Source organism: Leifsonia sp. AG29 (genome assembly GCF_009765225.1).
GTDB lineage: Bacteria > Actinomycetota > Actinomycetes > Actinomycetales > Microbacteriaceae > Leifsonia.
This window is the reverse complement of record NZ_VMSF01000001.1, coordinates 329,379-343,058: the sequence shown is the minus strand read 5'-3', so window position 1 is coordinate 343,058 and position 13,680 is coordinate 329,379. Positions and strand designations below refer to the sequence as shown.

Genomic DNA, 13,680 nt, shown 5'->3' with positions numbered 1-13,680 from the left:
CGAAGCTTCCTTCTCGCTCAGCTCGAACGTTCGACGATCGTGTCCGCGAAGCGGATGAGGGCCTTCTTCACCGGGCCGTCGGGCAGGGCGTCGAGCGCCTCGACCGCTTCCCGCGCCCAGCGGTGCGCCTCGGCCAGCGTATCCGCGGTCACCGGGTGGTCGCGGAGAGCTGCGATGGCGGCCGTGGCCTCCGGGGTGATCTCGCCCTCCTCGGCGGTACCGATCACGTCGCGCTCCAGCCGTTCCAGCAGCGCGGCCGCCGCGGCGTCCGTCTCGGCAAGCTGACGCAGACGCAGCACGGGCAGCGTCGCCACGCCGGCGCGCAAGTCGTTGCCGGGGGTCTTGCCGGTCTCTTTCACGCCCTGCGCGGAGAGGTCGATCACGTCGTCGATGATCTGGAAGGCGACCCCGATCTTCTCCCCGAAGACCACCACGGGCTGCTCGTAGCTCTCGGGAGCGTTCGAGAAGACGATGCCCATCTGCGCGGCGACGGCGATGAGCGAGCCGGTCTTGTCCTCGAGCACCCGGATGTAGTGCTCGATCGGGTCCTCGCCGTCCTCCGGTCCGATCGTCTCGTGGAGCTGTCCCAGGCAGAGTCGCTCGAAGGTGTCGGCCTGGAGCTGGATGGCGCGCTCCCCGAGGGTCGAGACGAGCTTGCTCGCGCGCGCGAAGAGCAGGTCGCCGGTGAGCACGGCGACAGAGTTACCCCACACCGACTGGGCGCTCGGCACGCCGCGCCGCATCTGGGAGTCGTCCATGACGTCGTCGTGGTAGAGCGACGCGAGGTGCGTGATCTCGACCGCTTCGGCGGCGCGGATCACCCCGGCGAGGTTGCCGTCACCGAGCTGGGCGGCGAGCAGCGTCAGCATCGGCCGGACCCGCTTGCCTCCCGCCTCGAGCAGATAGCGCGCGGTCACGTCGGCGAGGTTGTCAGCGAACTGCATCTCGCGGTGCAGGCCCTCCTCGACCTGGGCGAGGCCGGCGTCGACGGCGTTCGCGAGCTCTCGGTCCTCCCCGCGCGCGAAGATCCGCTCGGTGAGGCCGAGCTGACTGGTCAGCGACGGCGGGCGCCGGACGACCGGAACGCTTCGGGCCACTACTCCCCCTCAGGTGGGATGGACGATGGGTCTTCGGAGCGCGCCGGCCGATCGGATTCGGTCGGTTTCGCAGTGCCGGTGCCGGATGCGGAACCGGTGGAGGTGCGGGTGCGCGGCTTGGTGCCACTCGACTTCGCTGCGGCCGGCTTGGCAGCGGTCGACTTCGCGGCAGCCGGCTTGTCCGCGGTCGGCTTCGCGGCAGCCGACTTGGCAGCCGTCGACTTCGCAGCAGCAGACTTGGCAGCCGTCGACTTCGCAGCGGGCGACTTCGCAGCCGTCGACTTCGCAGCGGGCGACTTCGCAGCGGTCGACTTCGCAGCGGGGGACTCCGCAGCAGGCTTGGCAGGAGTCGGCTCGGCAGGAGCCGGCTTGGCCGCAGCCGGCTTGGCGGCCGTCGGACTCGCTGCGTCCCCCTGGGCAGCGGTCTGTGTCGCAGCATTCGACTTCACAGCAGTCGGCGCCGCCGATGACACAGCGAGCGGTTTCCACCCGCGGTGCAGCGCCACGATGCCCGCGGTGAGGTTGCGGTACGCCACGCGATCGAAGCCCGCCTCCCGCAGCCAGGCCGCCAGCTCGGGCTGGCTCGGCCACGCCTGGATCGACTCCATGAGGTATTCGTACGCGGCAGGGTTCGAGCTCGCGGCCTTGGCGAGAACGGGCATCCCATACCGGAGGTACGCGTTGTACCCGGCCCGGATGGGGCCGAGCGGAGGCCGCGAGAACTCGCAGATGACGACCCTCCCGCCGGGCTTGGTCACGCGGAAGAACTCGGCGAGCGCCGCACGCGGGTCGACGATGTTGCGCAGGCCGAACGAGATGGTCACCGCGTCGAACGAGTCGTCCGGGAAGGGCAGCGCCGTCGCATCCGCCTGCACGAAGGAGACGTACGGGTTCCCGGCCTGGCGTTCGCGCCCGACCTCGATCATCCCGGCCGAGAAGTCAGCCGCGACGACGCTCGCACCGTTGCGCGCGAGGGATGCGCTCGAGGTGCCGGTGCCGGCCGCCACGTCGAGGATCCGTTCGCCGGGCGCCGGGGCGACCGCTCGCGTGGTGGCCACGCGCCAGAGGGCCGCGTTCCCCATCGAAAGGACGGTGTTGGTCCGGTCGTAGTGGGTCGACACCTCGTCGAACATCGCGGCGACCTGGGCGGGCTGCTTGCTGAGGTCGGCCTTACTCACCCCACCAGCTTAGGCTGCGGCGCACACCCGTGCATTTCCGCGTCCGAGCCGCCCCCGCGGACCGCCCCCGCGCGCACATCATGCCCCCAGCCACCCCGCAACAGGCGCACAGGGAGCCGGGCGTAGGCTGAGCCTGTGACAACCGTTCCGACCACCCGACGGGCGGCCGCGCAGACGGTCCTCCAGGTCGCGACGACACCGCTGGACGACCTCCGCAGCCTCATCCCCTACCTCGACTCGCGCACGCCCCTCCTCTGGCAGCGCAAAGGCGACGGGATGGCCGGCATCGGCGAGGCTCTCCGGCTCGAGTTCCGCGGCCCGGACCGCATCGCCGAGGCATCCGCCACGTGGCGCGAACTCGCCGCCGCCGCCCACGTCGACGACGCGGTGCGCACGCCCGGCACCGGGCTCATCGCCTTCGGCACCTTCGCGTTCGCCGACGACAGCGACGCCGTCAGCACGCTCATCGTCCCCGAAGTCGTCATCGGGCGCCGCGGAACGCGCACCTGGATCACGCGCATCCACCGGGCGGGCGACCCTCCCCTCACCGACCGATGCGAAGCCCGCCCCCGCACGACGCCACTCGGCGACGAGTACCGGCTGACGCTCCTCCCGGGGACGCTCGGCAAGGAGGGCTACCAGCAGGCAGTCGCTCAGGCGGTCGAGAAGATCCGCGAACACGACCTCTCGAAGGTGGTGCTCGCGCGAGACCTCAAGGCGCACCTCCCCCAGGAGTCCGACCTCCGGCGGGCACTCGTCGAGCTCGGCCTCGGCTATCCCGACTGCTGGACGTTCGCCGTCGACGGCCTCGTCGGGTCCTCCCCGGAGACCCTCGTCCGCGTCCACCACGGGACGGTCACCGCACGAGTTCTCGCCGGCACGATCTCGCGCGGCCGCGACGCCGCCTCCGATCGCGATGCGGCCATCGCGCTCGCCACGAGCACCAAGGACCAGGACGAGCACCGCTTCGCCGTCGCGAGCGTCATCGACGCGCTCCGCCCGCACAGCGCCGACCTCGCCGCGAGCGACCTGCCGTTCACCCTCAAGCTCCCGAACCTCTGGCACCTCGCCACCGACGTCGCCGGCACCCTGAGCGACGGCGCCAGCTCGCTCGACCTCGCCGATGCGCTCCACCCGACAGCGGCCGTCGCTGGCACCCCGCGGAGCGAGGCGATCGAGCTCATCCACGAGCTCGAGCCGTTCGACCGCGGCCGCTACGCCGGACCGGTCGGCTGGGTCGGCGGAGACGGCGACGGCGAGTGGGCCATCGCCCTGCGGTGCGCTCAGGTCGCCCCGGACGGCGGCCTCACCGCCTACGCCGGCGCCGGAATCGTCGCCGACTCGGACCCGGAACGCGAACTCGCCGAGACGACCATGAAGTTCCGGCCGATCGTCGAGGCGTTCGGCTGATCCGTCCCTCCCCCGCTCACGTCGCTGAGAGCTTCTTCCGCTCGATGTCCACGTCATAATCGGCCGTGGGCCACTCGAGGCCCAGCGCCTCCAGGGCGGCGATGAGGAGGTGCTGCACCGCCAGGCGCGCATACCACTTGTGATCCGCGGGCACGACGTACCAGGGCGCGAACGAGGTGGAGGTGTGCTCGATCATCAGCTGGTAGGCCTCCTGGTAGTGATCCCAGAGGAGACGCTCATCCACGTCGGCCGAGTGGAACTTCCAGTGCTTCTCGGGCCGGTCGAGCCGGTCCAGGAGGCGCGTCTTCTGCTGCTCCTTCCCGAGGTGCAGCATGACCTTCACGATCCGCGTGCCGGATTCCGTGATGTTCCGCTCGAAGTCGTTGATCGCGCGGTACCGGCGATCGATCTCCTCCGGGAGCGCGAGCTGCCGGACGCGCGCGATCAGCACGTCCTCGTAGTGCGACCGGTCGAACACACCCACCTGGCCGGCACCGGGGAGGCGCCGGTGAACGCGCCAGAGGAAGTCGTGGCCGAGCTCCTCCGACGTCGGCGCCTTGAACCCGTAGTAACTGACGCCTCCCGGGTTCATCTGCCCGATCACGTGCGTGACGATGCCGCCCTTGCCGGAGGTGTCCATGCCCTGCAGTACGAGCAGCACCGACCGTCGCTCTCCGGTCGGACCGGCCGCATACAACCGGGACTGCAGTTCCGCGAGGATCGCGCCGCCGTCCGCCAGCGCTTTCTCGCCCGCGGCCTTGTCCCCGGCGAATCCGGGTGTCGCTGCCGTGTCGTGACCCGCCAGGGTGAACTTCTTGCCCGCGTGCAACAGCTCGTCCGGCTGTTCCGTCCAGTACGTCTCTCGTCCCACCGTGCCTCCTCGCTCGGTGCCGCCCCCGGCGTCGCGCCGCGTGCCGCCATAGTACGTCCGGTGCGCCTTTCGGCCAGTGCGTGAACACTCCCCGGGGCCGCATTCCACGCCCGCGGATCCGATCGAACGCGCTTGCCGGCCCGACTGCGACCTCCCGCAGGCCCAGCCGCACGCGCCCCTTCATTGCTTCTAGCCAACCCGGCACGGGCGGCGCTACCGTGTGCCCCATCGAGAGGGAGGTTTCACCGTGAACGGTTTCTGGGGCTTCTTTTGGATCCTCTTCGAGGCGTTCGTCTTCGTCGCGTACCTGATGGTGCTGTTCACGATCCTGGTGGACCTGTTCCGGGATGAGAAGCTGAACGGCTGGTGGAAGGCGCTGTGGGTGATCTTCCTCGTCTTCGTACCGTTCCTAACCGCGCTCGTGTACCTGATCGCCCGCGGGCGCGGGATGGCCGAACGCACCGCGCGTCAGCGCCAGACGGTTCCGGAGAACGACGACTACTACCGCACGTTCACCCCGTCGAGCACGCCGGCGGCTGACATCGCGCAGGCCCAGACGCTGCTCGACCAGGGCACCATCAGCCAAGGGGAGTTCGACGCCCTCAAGGCGAAGGCGCTCGGCCAGCGGTTCTGACCCTCCACGGCTCGCCCGCACCACCCGGCACGCTGTGCAGGTGCACCTCGCATGCGTTCGCGTGGATGTAATATTCATGTATGCCTGTACCCAGCACGGAGGCCGTCAGCCCGCGCCGACTCATCCGCGACGAGGTGTTCATCCGCCTGCTCGACGCCATCGTGGAGGGGGATCTCACCCCGGGCGAGCAGCTCTACGACGCCGAGATCGAGAAGTGGGTCGGCGTCTCGCGCACGCCTGTCCGCGAGGCGCTCAACCAGCTCGCGGCGATGGGGCTCGTCGAGATCCTGCCGCAGAAGCGCACCCGCGTCACGACGATCGACCCCGAACGGCTGAGCGGGCTGATCCGGACGGTCGGCACGCTGTTCAGCGGGGTCGTGCGCGACGTGACGCCCCTCCTCACCGACGAGGACAGGGCGGCGCTCCGCGACCTCTCCGAACGTCCCGAACTGGAGGAGCTGGCCGGCATCGAGCGCGACCGCTTCGTCACCGAGAACTTCCTCGCCGTGTTCCTCCGCCGCTTCGACAACCGCACCCTGGCGCGCCTCCTCAAGCGGCACCTCCCCGAGGTCAGTCGCGCTCTGGTCGCGGCGCCGTCGAACGTGCCCTTCGAGAAGGCCGCACCGCACCTCCGGGCCACGGCCCAGGCCGCCGCGGCGGGCAAGAGCGACAAGGCCGCTCGCGCGATGGGCGATTATTGGGAGAAGGGGCTGCTCACCGTCGCAGCCGAATTCGCCGAACTCGAGAGGAAGGACGGCTGATGCCGCTCCCCGTGAAGGACAGCGCGCCGGTCGAACGCCAGCTGCTGCGCGATGTCGTCTACAACCGTCTCTACGACGGCATCCTCGACGGCACGCTGGAGCCCGGCGAGAGCCTCCTCGACGAGAAGCTCACGGCCTGGCTGGGCGTCTCCCGCACCCCGATCCGCGAAGCCCTGATGAAGCTCGCGGACATCGGCCTCGTCGAGATGGCGCCCAATCGCTACACGCGGGTCGCGCCCATCGACCTCCGCGCGCTCGACGAGGCGGTGTACACCTCCGGATTGCTGTTCGAGTACGCGACGCGTACGGCCGTTCCCACGATCGACAATCCGGTCGTCTCGCGTCTCGACAAGACACAGCGGGAGGTGCGCAAGGCGGCCAAGGCCGGCGACCGTCCCGCGCTCGGGCGTGCCCTCAACGCGTTCTTCCTCGAGCTCGCCCGCGCCGCCGGGAACGAGCCCCTGCTCGCGGTCGCGGACGGACTCGGGCCGCAGCTGCTCCGGTACGTCGGAGCCTGGCAGTCGCCCTTCGGGACGGACGACATCGCCGAGCGCATCGCGGCGATCGTCGCCGCGGTCAAGGAGCGCGACGGCGACACGGCGGGAGACCTTGTCCACGCGTTCTTCGAACCGGCACGGGAGCAGTTCCTGTCCGACTACCGGCGCAGCGACGCCGAGATCGACGAGAGCCCGGTCTTCTGAGCGAGAGGTCTCAGACCTCGTAGTCGACCGCTGCCCGGCCGGCGACGACCGAGCGGATGTAGGAGGCGACCTCGGCATGCGCGGGGTGCTCGACGTACGCCCGGAGGTCGTCGTCGCTGTCGAAGTCGCTGATGAGCACGACATCGAAGTTGTCGCCCGCGAGGGCGTTCACGCCGACCTGCAGGAACCTGATCTGAGGGATCACGGCCGGGAGGGACTCCAGCCCGAGCTTGATGCCCGCCGCATGCTGCGCGCGCTCCTCCGCGTCGGTGGTGGCGAGCTTCCACGAGACGACGTGGCGGATGGTCATCGGTCCTCCAGGAGGGCTGAGCGGAGACGGTCGGGGTCGACGCGCCAGTAGGTGTGCATCCGTCCGTCGATCAGGACGACCGGGATCTCCTCGACGTACTTCTCGTAGAGGTCCGGCTCCTGCAGGATGTCGCGCTCCTCGACGACCACGTCGGGCGCGCCGTCCGGAAGAGCGCCGACGACCTCCCGGACGGCGTCGCGAGCGTCATCGCACAGGTGGCAGCCGGGCTTGCCGATGAGCGTGAGGGAGACGGTGGGCACCCCACAACTCTAGGCGCAGCGGGTACTGCGCTGCGCTGACAGCGGGTACAGCAAAAAGCGCCGGGCCGATCGGACCGACGCTTGAGCCGCAGACCCGGGGTCTACTTCTTGTTGCGACGCTGGTGACGCGTCTTGCGAAGCAGCTTGCGGTGCTTCTTCTTCGCCATACGCTTGCGACGCTTCTTGATAACGGAACCCACGTAGACCTCACAAAAATTCGGGGGGTTTGCCGCGGGATGCGCGGCGACACAAGGAGCAAGTCTACCGGAACTCACGCGGAGTCCGCGACGCCGTCCTCGGAGAGCGGTGTCACTGCCTGCAGAGCCTGCCTGACGGCCGACTCGGGGACGCGGAAGGAGCGGCCGAACCGGATGGCCGGAAGCTGCCCCGCGTGGACGAGACGGTAGACGGTCATGCGCGAGACCCGCATCATGTCGGCGACCTCGGCGACCGTCAGAAAGCGCACATCCCTCAGATCGTGAGCCATCTCCCCGTCCTCTCCCCGGTCATGCTACCCGCGCGGGGCGCCGGGGTGAATGCGGAGTCAGTCGCGCCGCCACTTCCGCGGGGTGACCCGGTGCCGGGTGTCGGCGAGGACCTTTCCGACCGTGCTGGCGAACTCCCTCGTCTCCTCGGCGAGCTGCGCCCCGATCTCCTCCGCGCCGAGGTCGGATGCCGTGAACGGAATGATCCAGTCCTCGACGGCCTCGAGGGGCGTCGAGTCGAGTCGGTAGTAGCGGTGCTGTCCCTCCTCGCGGACCGAGACGAGCCCCGCCTCCCGGAGGACCTTGAGGTGCTTCGACACGGTCGGCTGACTGAGCTCGAGCCGCGCGACGATCTCGGAGACCGATATCTCGCCCACGGAATGCACTGCGTTCGTATGCCGGTCGAGCAGTACAGCGAGGATCTCGCGCCGCGTGGGGTCCGCGATCACGTCGAAGATGTCGGCCATTCCCCCAGGCTAGCCACTCGCCCGGCCCAGTTCCATGTCCGTCGCCCGCAGTAGCATGGCGGAGGCCCGAGGGGAGGGGATCGAGGACCATGAGCACCACCCGAGCGCGCGGGACCCGCGCCCGGTCCGCACCGACGGCGGCGCGCCTCCGCGCGGCGCTCAACGGGTTCGCGACGCGGAGTCCCTCCCGGTTCGCGATCCTCGTGTTCGCCCTCCTCATCCTCCTGTTCACGGCCCTGTTCTCGCTGCCGATCGCCTCGGCCGAGGGCACGGTCACCCGGTTCCCGGACGCTCTGTTCACCGCCGTATCGGTGATCTGCGTGACCGGGTTGTCGACCGTCGACATGGCGACGCACTGGTCGGTGTTCGGCCATCTGCTCGTCTACCTCGGCGTCCAGATCGGCGCGGTCGGCGTGCTGACCATGGCGAGCATCCTCGGCATGGTCATCTCGCGGAGGCTCGGGCTGCGCGCCAAGCTCATGGCCGCGAGCGACAGCAACCCGCTGCGGATCCACGCGGGCCCTGTCCCCGAGGGGCAGGCCGTCCGCCTGGGCGAGGTCGGCAAGCTGCTGCGGACCGTCGCGCTGAGCATGGTCGTCATCGAGGGCGGCGTCGCGCTGCTGCTGTTCCCGCGCATGCTGATCGCCGGCGTCGACGTGCTGACGGCGGCATGGGAGAGCGTGTACTACTCGGCGATGGCGTTCACGAACACGGGCTTCGCGCCCAACGTGGAGGGGCTGTCCCGCTTCGCGACGGACTACTGGTTCCTCGGCGCGCTCATGATCGGCGTGTTCCTCGGCGCGATCGGCTTCCCGGTGATCCTGGCCATCGCCTCCAACCTGCGCCGCCGGCGGCGGACCTGGTCGATCCACGTCAAGCTGACGCTGATCACCTCGCTCGTGCTCCTCGTCGCCGGGGCGGTGCTCTACGTGCTGCTCGAGTACGACAACCCCCGCACCTTCGGCCGGCTCGATGCCGGGCACACCGTGTTCCAGTCGCTGTTCCTGTCGACGATGGCCCGGTCGGGCGGGTTCGCGACGATCCCGATCCAGGACCTCCACGGGTCGAGCCTGCTCGTCACAGACATGCTCATGTTCATCGGTGGAGGGTCCGCCTCCACGGCCGGCGGGATCAAGGTGACGACGCTGGCCGTCCTGTTCCTCGCGGGGCTCGCGGAGGCGCGCGGAGTGGAATCGATGGACGCGTTCCGGCGGCGCATCCCGATCGACGTGCTCCGCTTGTCCGTCGCCGTGGCGCTCTGGGGTGCCACGATCGTCGCGGTGTCGAGCATCCTCATCCTGCAGATCACCAAGGCGCCGCTCGACCACGTCCTCTTCGACGTCATCTCGGCGTTCGCCACCTGCGGCCTGTCCACGGGGCTGACCGAGCGCCTCCCCGACGCCGGCGTCTTCGTTCTCGCAGCGACGATGTTCTGCGGACGCGTTGGTACAGTGACACTCGCCGCAGCCCTGGCCCAGAGCCAACGGCGGCAGCTCTACCAGAACCCCGAGGAGAGGCCGCTCGTTGGTTGACCGGATCAAGCACAACGCTCCGGTGCTCGTGATCGGGCTGGGCCGGTTCGGCACCGGGGCCGCCGTCGAGCTCGACCGCCTGGGCCGGGAGGTGCTCGCGATCGACACCGATGCCGCGCTCGTCCAGACGTGGGCCGACCGGGTGACGCACAGCGTGCAGGCCGACGCGAGATCGATCGAGACGCTGCGGCAGATCGGCGCCGAGGACTTCTCCATCGCGGTGGTCGCCGTCGGGTCGTCGATCGAGGCGAGCGTGCTCATCACGGCCAATCTCGTCGACCTGAAGGTGCCCCAGATCTGGGCGAAGGCGATCTCGCAGTCGCACGGCAAGATCCTCGAGCGGATCGGCGCCAACCACGTGATCTACCCCGAGGCCGAGGCCGGCGAGCGCGTGGCCCATCTCGTCTCGGGCCGCATGCTCGACTTCATCGAGTTCGACGACGACTTCGCGCTCGTCAAGATGTACCCGCCGAAGCCCATCCGCGGTCAGCGCCTCGGCGACTCGGGGGTGCGGTCGAAGTACAGCATCACGGTGGTCGGCGTGAAGAGCCCGGGCAAGCCGTTCACCTACGCGACCGCCGACACGGTCGTCTCGAACCACGACCTCGTGATCGTGTCCGGCGCCTCCGGCGACATCGAGCGCTTCGCCGCCCTCGAGGCCTGACGCGCGCCGCGGCGCTCGCGCCCAGCGCTGAGTACGAAGTTACTCAACGCTTTCAGCGCCTGAACGTTGAGTAAGTCCGTACTCGACGGGAGGAGTCCGCCGAGATGCGCGGTGGCCTGTGGATAACGCCGTTTCGGGAACCGCGAGGTGGTGGACTGACGCGATGCACCATGACGCCTTCAGAAGCGCCGACGCCATCGCGAGCGGAATGCCGCTTCGGACCGTCTACGGCGCGCAACTGCACCGGCCCTTCCGTGGCGTGCGGACGGTTGCGCCTCCGGACGACCACCGTGCGCTCTGTGCAGCAGCCGCGCTCGTGCTTCCGGAAGCCGCCGTCTTCAGCCACCGATCGGCCGCCGTGCTGCACGGGCTGCCGCTCCCTGCGGCAGCACTCCCGGCCGCGGTGGAGGTCTCGGTATTCGAACCGGCCAGGCCGCCCCGACGGAGCGGCGTCGTCGCCCACCAGCTGAAAGCGGACGACCACCGCCTGGGAATCGTCCGCGGGCTGCGGGTGATGTCCCCTCACGACACCTGGGCGCAACTGAGCTCGCGGCTGCGCCTGCCGGATCTCGTCGTGATGGGCGACCACCTCATCACCGGCGACCAACCGTACTCGGGTGCGCCGCCGCGCTGCACACGGGCCGATCTGGAGGCCGCTGTACGGCGTCATGGGCTGCGGCGGGGCGTGCGAACGCTCCGCCTCGCTCTGGAGCGGGTCCGCTACGGCTCGCTCTCCCCGCAGGAGACCCTGCTCCGGTTGGCCCTAGAGGACGCCGGGCTTCCGAGCCCCTCTCTGAACCACTCGGTAACGGCCCCCGGGAAGGACAGGACACGCGCGATGATCGACCTCGCCTACCCGTCGGAGCGAGTGGGCGTCGAGTACTTGGGGGACCACCACCGGACGGACAAACGGGCGTACCGGGAGGACATCGCGCGCCGGGAGTGGCTCGTCGAGCGGGGCTGGCAGATGATTTACGTCACCGCCGCCGACGACTTCAACGCGGTCGCGCGTCGCGTTCGCCACACTCTCGCGCGCCACTCCCCTTCATCGAGTCCGCACGTTCTCAACGAATTCGGGTGACAAGCGTTGAGTAAGTGCGGACTCGAGGGGGGGCGGAGCGCAGCGTGGGGGGAGCGCAGCGGAGGGCGGAGCGCAGCGGGCGCGAAGCGCCGGCGTCAGCCGGCGAGGAGGTGCAGCGTGTCGACGACGCGGTTCGAGAAGCCCCACTCGTTGTCGTACCAGGCGACGACCTTGACGTGGCGGCCGTCGACGCGGGTCAGGGCCGCGTCGAAGATGGAGGAGGCGGGCTGCCCGGTGATGTCGCTCGACACGAGCGGCTCGTCGGCGTAGTCGAGGATGCCCCGCAGCGCACCGTCGGCGGCGGCGCGGTAGGCGGCCAGCACCTCCTCGCGGGTCACCTCGCGTGAGACCGTCGTGTTCAGCTCGACGATCGATCCGACGGGGACGGGCACGCGGATCGAGTCGCCCGACAGCTTGCCGTCGAGGTTCGGGAGCACCAGGCCGATCGCCTTGGCGGCGCCGGTCGTGGTCGGCACGATGTTCACCCCGGCGGCACGTGCGCGGCGCAGGTCGCGGTGCGGTCCGTCCTGGAGGTTCTGCTCCTGCGTGTAGGCGTGCACCGTCGTCATGAACCCGTGCTCGATGCCGGCGAGGTCGTCGAGAACGGCGGCGAGCGGCGCGAGCGCGTTGGTCGTGCAGGAGGCGTTCGAGACGATCACATGCGTCTCGGCGTCGTACGCGTCGGTGTTGACGCCAAACGCCAGTGTCACGTCCGCGCCGTCGGAGGGCGCGCTGACGAGGACCTTCCGCGCTCCGGCGGTGAGGTGGGCGCGCGCAGCGTCGGCCGAGGTGAAGCGCCCGGTCGACTCGAGCACCACCTCCACGCCCAGCTCCGCCCACGGCAGGTCGGCAGGGTCGCGCTCGGCGAGCACGCGGATGCGGTGCCCGTCCACGACGAGGTCGCTGCCGTCGACCTCGACGGTGCGGCCGAGCCGGCCGAGCGAGCTGTCGTACTTGAGGAGGTGCGCGAGGGTCTCGGGCGCGGTCAGGTCGTTGATCGCGACGACCTCGAGGTCGGAGCCGCGCTCGAGCAGGGCGCGGAGGGTGTTGCGGCCGATGCGGCCGAATCCGTTGATGGCGATGCGGGTCATGGAGGTTCCTTTCCGCCCTCCATCGTGCGAGAGCGGGAGGCTCGACGACAGTGGCCGGAGCGACACTGTGCGCAAGGATCTCGCCTGGTGCAGGGTCAGCGCCCGCAAGGATCCCGCCACCGCTCACTCGGCGGAAAGGGAGCGGAAAGGGAAGCGGCACAAGAGCCGCAGGGACGCGCGAACCTCAGGCCGCGAACGTGTGCCGGTACTCGGTCGGCGACGTCCCGAGGATGCGCTGGAAGTGCAGCCGGAGGTTCGCCCCGGTCCCGAGACCGGCTCGCGCCGCGATCTGCTCGACAGTGAGATCCGACCGCTCCAGCAGCTCGCGCGCGAGGTCGACCCTGGCCCGCAGCACCCACTGCATCGGCGTGTAGCCGGTGTCTTCGCGGAACCGGCGAGAGAACGTGCGCGCCGACACGTTGGCGTTGCGCGCCAGCGACTCGAGGGTCAGCGGCTCGGCGAGGTGCGCCAGCGCCCACTCGCGCGTCTCGGCGAACAGGTCGCCGAGCGGCTCGGGCACGCTGCGGGGCACGAACTGCGCCTGGCCTCCGCTGCGATACGGGGCGGCGACGAGCCGCCGGGCCACGTGGTTCGAGAGTCCGACACCGTGGTCGCGGCGGACGAGGTGGAGGCACAGGTCGATTCCCGAGGCCGCCCCGGCCGAGGTGAGCACGTCGCCCTCGTCGACGAACAACACGTTCTCGTCGACGGTGATGCGCGGGTGCTTCGCTGCGAGCGCGTGCGTGTAGTGCCAGTGCGTCGTCGCTCGCTTGCCGTCCAGGAGGCCCGTGGCGGCGAGCGCGAACGCCCCCGTCGAGATCGCGGCGAGCCGGGCGCCCCGCTCGTGAGCGGCCAGCAGCGCTTCGACGACCGCGGCGGGCGGCTCCGTCCGCGCCGGCTCGCGATAGCCCGGGATGAAGACGGTCTGCGCCTCCCGGACCGCGTCGAGCCCGTCCGCGACGTGGTACGACAGGCCGTCGCCTCCTGTCACGAGCCCGGGCGACGCGCCGCAGACGCGGACCTCGTAGGGCATGCTCGGCCGCGTCGAGAACACCTGAGCCGGGATGCCCACGTCGAGCGGCTTCGCACCCTCGAGGACGAGCACCGCCACGCGGTGGTTCCTGCGGCTCATGGCTCG

17 protein-coding genes are annotated in these 13,680 nt (G+C 70.0%); 7 read left to right on the top strand and 10 right to left on the bottom strand.

Annotated features, from left to right (window positions below):
• Window positions 1–17 precede the first annotated feature (17 nt).
• Window positions 18–1,097, bottom strand: coding sequence for a polyprenyl synthetase family protein (locus FPT20_RS01715; RefSeq protein ID WP_158861971.1), 1,080 nt, complete (start codon window positions 1,095–1,097; stop codon window positions 18–20).
• Entirely contained in the window at window positions 1,097–2,275 is a 1,179-nt protein-coding gene (locus tag FPT20_RS01710; protein ID WP_158861969.1) for a demethylmenaquinone methyltransferase, read from the bottom strand. The genes FPT20_RS01715 and FPT20_RS01710 overlap by 1 nt, the downstream gene beginning before the upstream one ends.
• 135 nt (window positions 2,276–2,410) lie before the next feature.
• Here FPT20_RS01710 and FPT20_RS01705 point away from each other — a divergent pair, with 135 nt between their 5' ends.
• Window positions 2,411–3,685, top strand: a complete 1,275-nt coding sequence (locus tag FPT20_RS01705; protein WP_158861967.1) for an isochorismate synthase — start codon at window positions 2,411–2,413, stop codon at window positions 3,683–3,685.
• A 16-nt stretch (window positions 3,686–3,701) separates the two neighbouring features.
• Here the strand turns inward: FPT20_RS01705 and FPT20_RS01700 are convergent, their stop codons facing one another.
• Window positions 3,702–4,556, bottom strand: a complete 855-nt coding sequence (locus FPT20_RS01700; protein WP_199245637.1) for a polyphosphate kinase 2 family protein — start codon at window positions 4,554–4,556, stop codon at window positions 3,702–3,704.
• Between the two features lie 247 nt (window positions 4,557–4,803).
• Here FPT20_RS01700 and FPT20_RS01695 point away from each other — a divergent pair, with 247 nt between their 5' ends.
• The 3 genes from FPT20_RS01695 (at window position 4,804) to FPT20_RS01685 (ending at window position 6,652) form a co-directional block, all read left to right on the top strand.
• Window positions 4,804–5,190: a PLDc N-terminal domain-containing protein gene (locus FPT20_RS01695; RefSeq protein WP_442786462.1), complete on the top strand. Its 387-nt coding sequence runs from the start codon at window positions 4,804–4,806 to the stop codon at window positions 5,188–5,190.
• Between the two features lie 80 nt (window positions 5,191–5,270).
• Complete coding sequence (locus FPT20_RS01690) at window positions 5,271–5,951, top strand: GntR family transcriptional regulator (RefSeq protein WP_158861965.1); 681 nt, start codon at window positions 5,271–5,273, stop codon at window positions 5,949–5,951.
• Complete coding sequence (locus FPT20_RS01685; protein WP_158861963.1) at window positions 5,951–6,652, top strand: GntR family transcriptional regulator; 702 nt, start codon at window positions 5,951–5,953, stop codon at window positions 6,650–6,652. The genes FPT20_RS01690 and FPT20_RS01685 overlap by 1 nt, the downstream gene beginning before the upstream one ends.
• A gap of 10 nt (window positions 6,653–6,662) precedes the next feature.
• Here FPT20_RS01685 and FPT20_RS01680 read toward each other — a convergent pair whose 3' ends face one another.
• The 5 genes from FPT20_RS01680 to FPT20_RS01660 all read right to left on the bottom strand — a co-directional run bounded on the left by FPT20_RS01680 (window position 6,663) and on the right by FPT20_RS01660 (window position 8,174).
• Entirely contained in the window at window positions 6,663–6,962 is a 300-nt protein-coding gene (locus FPT20_RS01680; RefSeq protein WP_158861961.1) for a Dabb family protein, read from the bottom strand.
• Complete coding sequence (locus FPT20_RS01675; RefSeq protein ID WP_158861959.1) at window positions 6,959–7,222, bottom strand: glutaredoxin family protein; 264 nt, start codon at window positions 7,220–7,222, stop codon at window positions 6,959–6,961. Before FPT20_RS01675 ends, FPT20_RS01680 begins: the two co-directional genes overlap by 4 nt.
• 101 nt (window positions 7,223–7,323) lie before the next feature.
• A complete protein-coding gene (locus tag FPT20_RS01670) occupies window positions 7,324–7,422 on the bottom strand; it encodes a 30S ribosomal protein bS22 (RefSeq protein ID WP_003792170.1) in 99 nt (32 codons plus the stop codon).
• A 71-nt stretch (window positions 7,423–7,493) separates the two neighbouring features.
• On the bottom strand, window positions 7,494–7,709 hold the full coding sequence (locus FPT20_RS01665; RefSeq protein ID WP_158861957.1) for a helix-turn-helix domain-containing protein: 216 nt from the start codon (window positions 7,707–7,709) through the stop codon (window positions 7,494–7,496).
• Between the two features lie 57 nt (window positions 7,710–7,766).
• Complete coding sequence (locus tag FPT20_RS01660; RefSeq protein WP_158861955.1) at window positions 7,767–8,174, bottom strand: ArsR/SmtB family transcription factor; 408 nt, start codon at window positions 8,172–8,174, stop codon at window positions 7,767–7,769.
• Window positions 8,175–8,263: 89 nt separating this feature from the next.
• On the opposite strand from FPT20_RS01660, the gene FPT20_RS01655 reads away from it, so the two are divergent.
• The 3 genes from FPT20_RS01655 (at window position 8,264) to FPT20_RS01645 (ending at window position 11,451) form a co-directional block, all read left to right on the top strand.
• Window positions 8,264–9,706: a TrkH family potassium uptake protein gene (locus FPT20_RS01655; RefSeq protein WP_158861953.1), complete on the top strand. Its 1,443-nt coding sequence runs from the start codon at window positions 8,264–8,266 to the stop codon at window positions 9,704–9,706.
• Window positions 9,699–10,370, top strand: coding sequence for a potassium channel family protein (locus FPT20_RS01650; RefSeq protein WP_158861951.1), 672 nt, complete (start codon window positions 9,699–9,701; stop codon window positions 10,368–10,370). Before FPT20_RS01655 ends, FPT20_RS01650 begins: the two co-directional genes overlap by 8 nt.
• A gap of 163 nt (window positions 10,371–10,533) precedes the next feature.
• Window positions 10,534–11,451 carry a hypothetical protein gene (locus FPT20_RS01645; protein WP_233265349.1) on the top strand — a complete coding sequence of 306 codons (918 nt, stop codon included), beginning with the start codon at window positions 10,534–10,536 and terminating at the stop codon, window positions 11,449–11,451.
• Between the two features lie 95 nt (window positions 11,452–11,546).
• On the opposite strand, the gene gap is transcribed toward FPT20_RS01645, so the two are convergent.
• On the bottom strand, window positions 11,547–12,542 hold the full coding sequence (gene gap, locus FPT20_RS01640) for a type I glyceraldehyde-3-phosphate dehydrogenase (RefSeq protein ID WP_158861949.1): 996 nt from the start codon (window positions 12,540–12,542) through the stop codon (window positions 11,547–11,549).
• A gap of 184 nt (window positions 12,543–12,726) precedes the next feature.
• Window positions 12,727–13,674: a GlxA family transcriptional regulator gene (locus FPT20_RS01635; protein ID WP_158861947.1), complete on the bottom strand. Its 948-nt coding sequence runs from the start codon at window positions 13,672–13,674 to the stop codon at window positions 12,727–12,729.
• Between the last annotated feature and the right edge of the window lie 6 nt (window positions 13,675–13,680).

Bases quoted from the DNA above. Each gene is read 5' to 3' on its own strand.
- FPT20_RS01680 (WP_158861961.1), bottom strand. From the start codon at position 6,962: ATGACCATCCGCCACGTCGTCTCGTGGAAGCTCGCCACCACCGACGCG.
- FPT20_RS01645 (WP_233265349.1), top strand. From the start codon at position 10,534: ATGCACCATGACGCCTTCAGAAGCGCCGACGCCATCGCGAGCGGAATG.
- FPT20_RS01685 (WP_158861963.1), top strand. From the start codon at position 5,951: ATGCCGCTCCCCGTGAAGGACAGCGCGCCGGTCGAACGCCAGCTGCTG.
- FPT20_RS01690 (WP_158861965.1), top strand. From the start codon at position 5,271: ATGCCTGTACCCAGCACGGAGGCCGTCAGCCCGCGCCGACTCATCCGC.
- FPT20_RS01655 (WP_158861953.1), top strand. From the start codon at position 8,264: ATGAGCACCACCCGAGCGCGCGGGACCCGCGCCCGGTCCGCACCGACG.
- gap (WP_158861949.1), bottom strand. From the start codon at position 12,542: ATGACCCGCATCGCCATCAACGGATTCGGCCGCATCGGCCGCAACACC.
- FPT20_RS01665 (WP_158861957.1), bottom strand. From the start codon at position 7,709: ATGGCTCACGATCTGAGGGATGTGCGCTTTCTGACGGTCGCCGAGGTC.
- FPT20_RS01660 (WP_158861955.1), bottom strand. From the start codon at position 8,174: ATGGCCGACATCTTCGACGTGATCGCGGACCCCACGCGGCGCGAGATC.
- FPT20_RS01635 (WP_158861947.1), bottom strand. From the start codon at position 13,674: ATGAGCCGCAGGAACCACCGCGTGGCGGTGCTCGTCCTCGAGGGTGCG.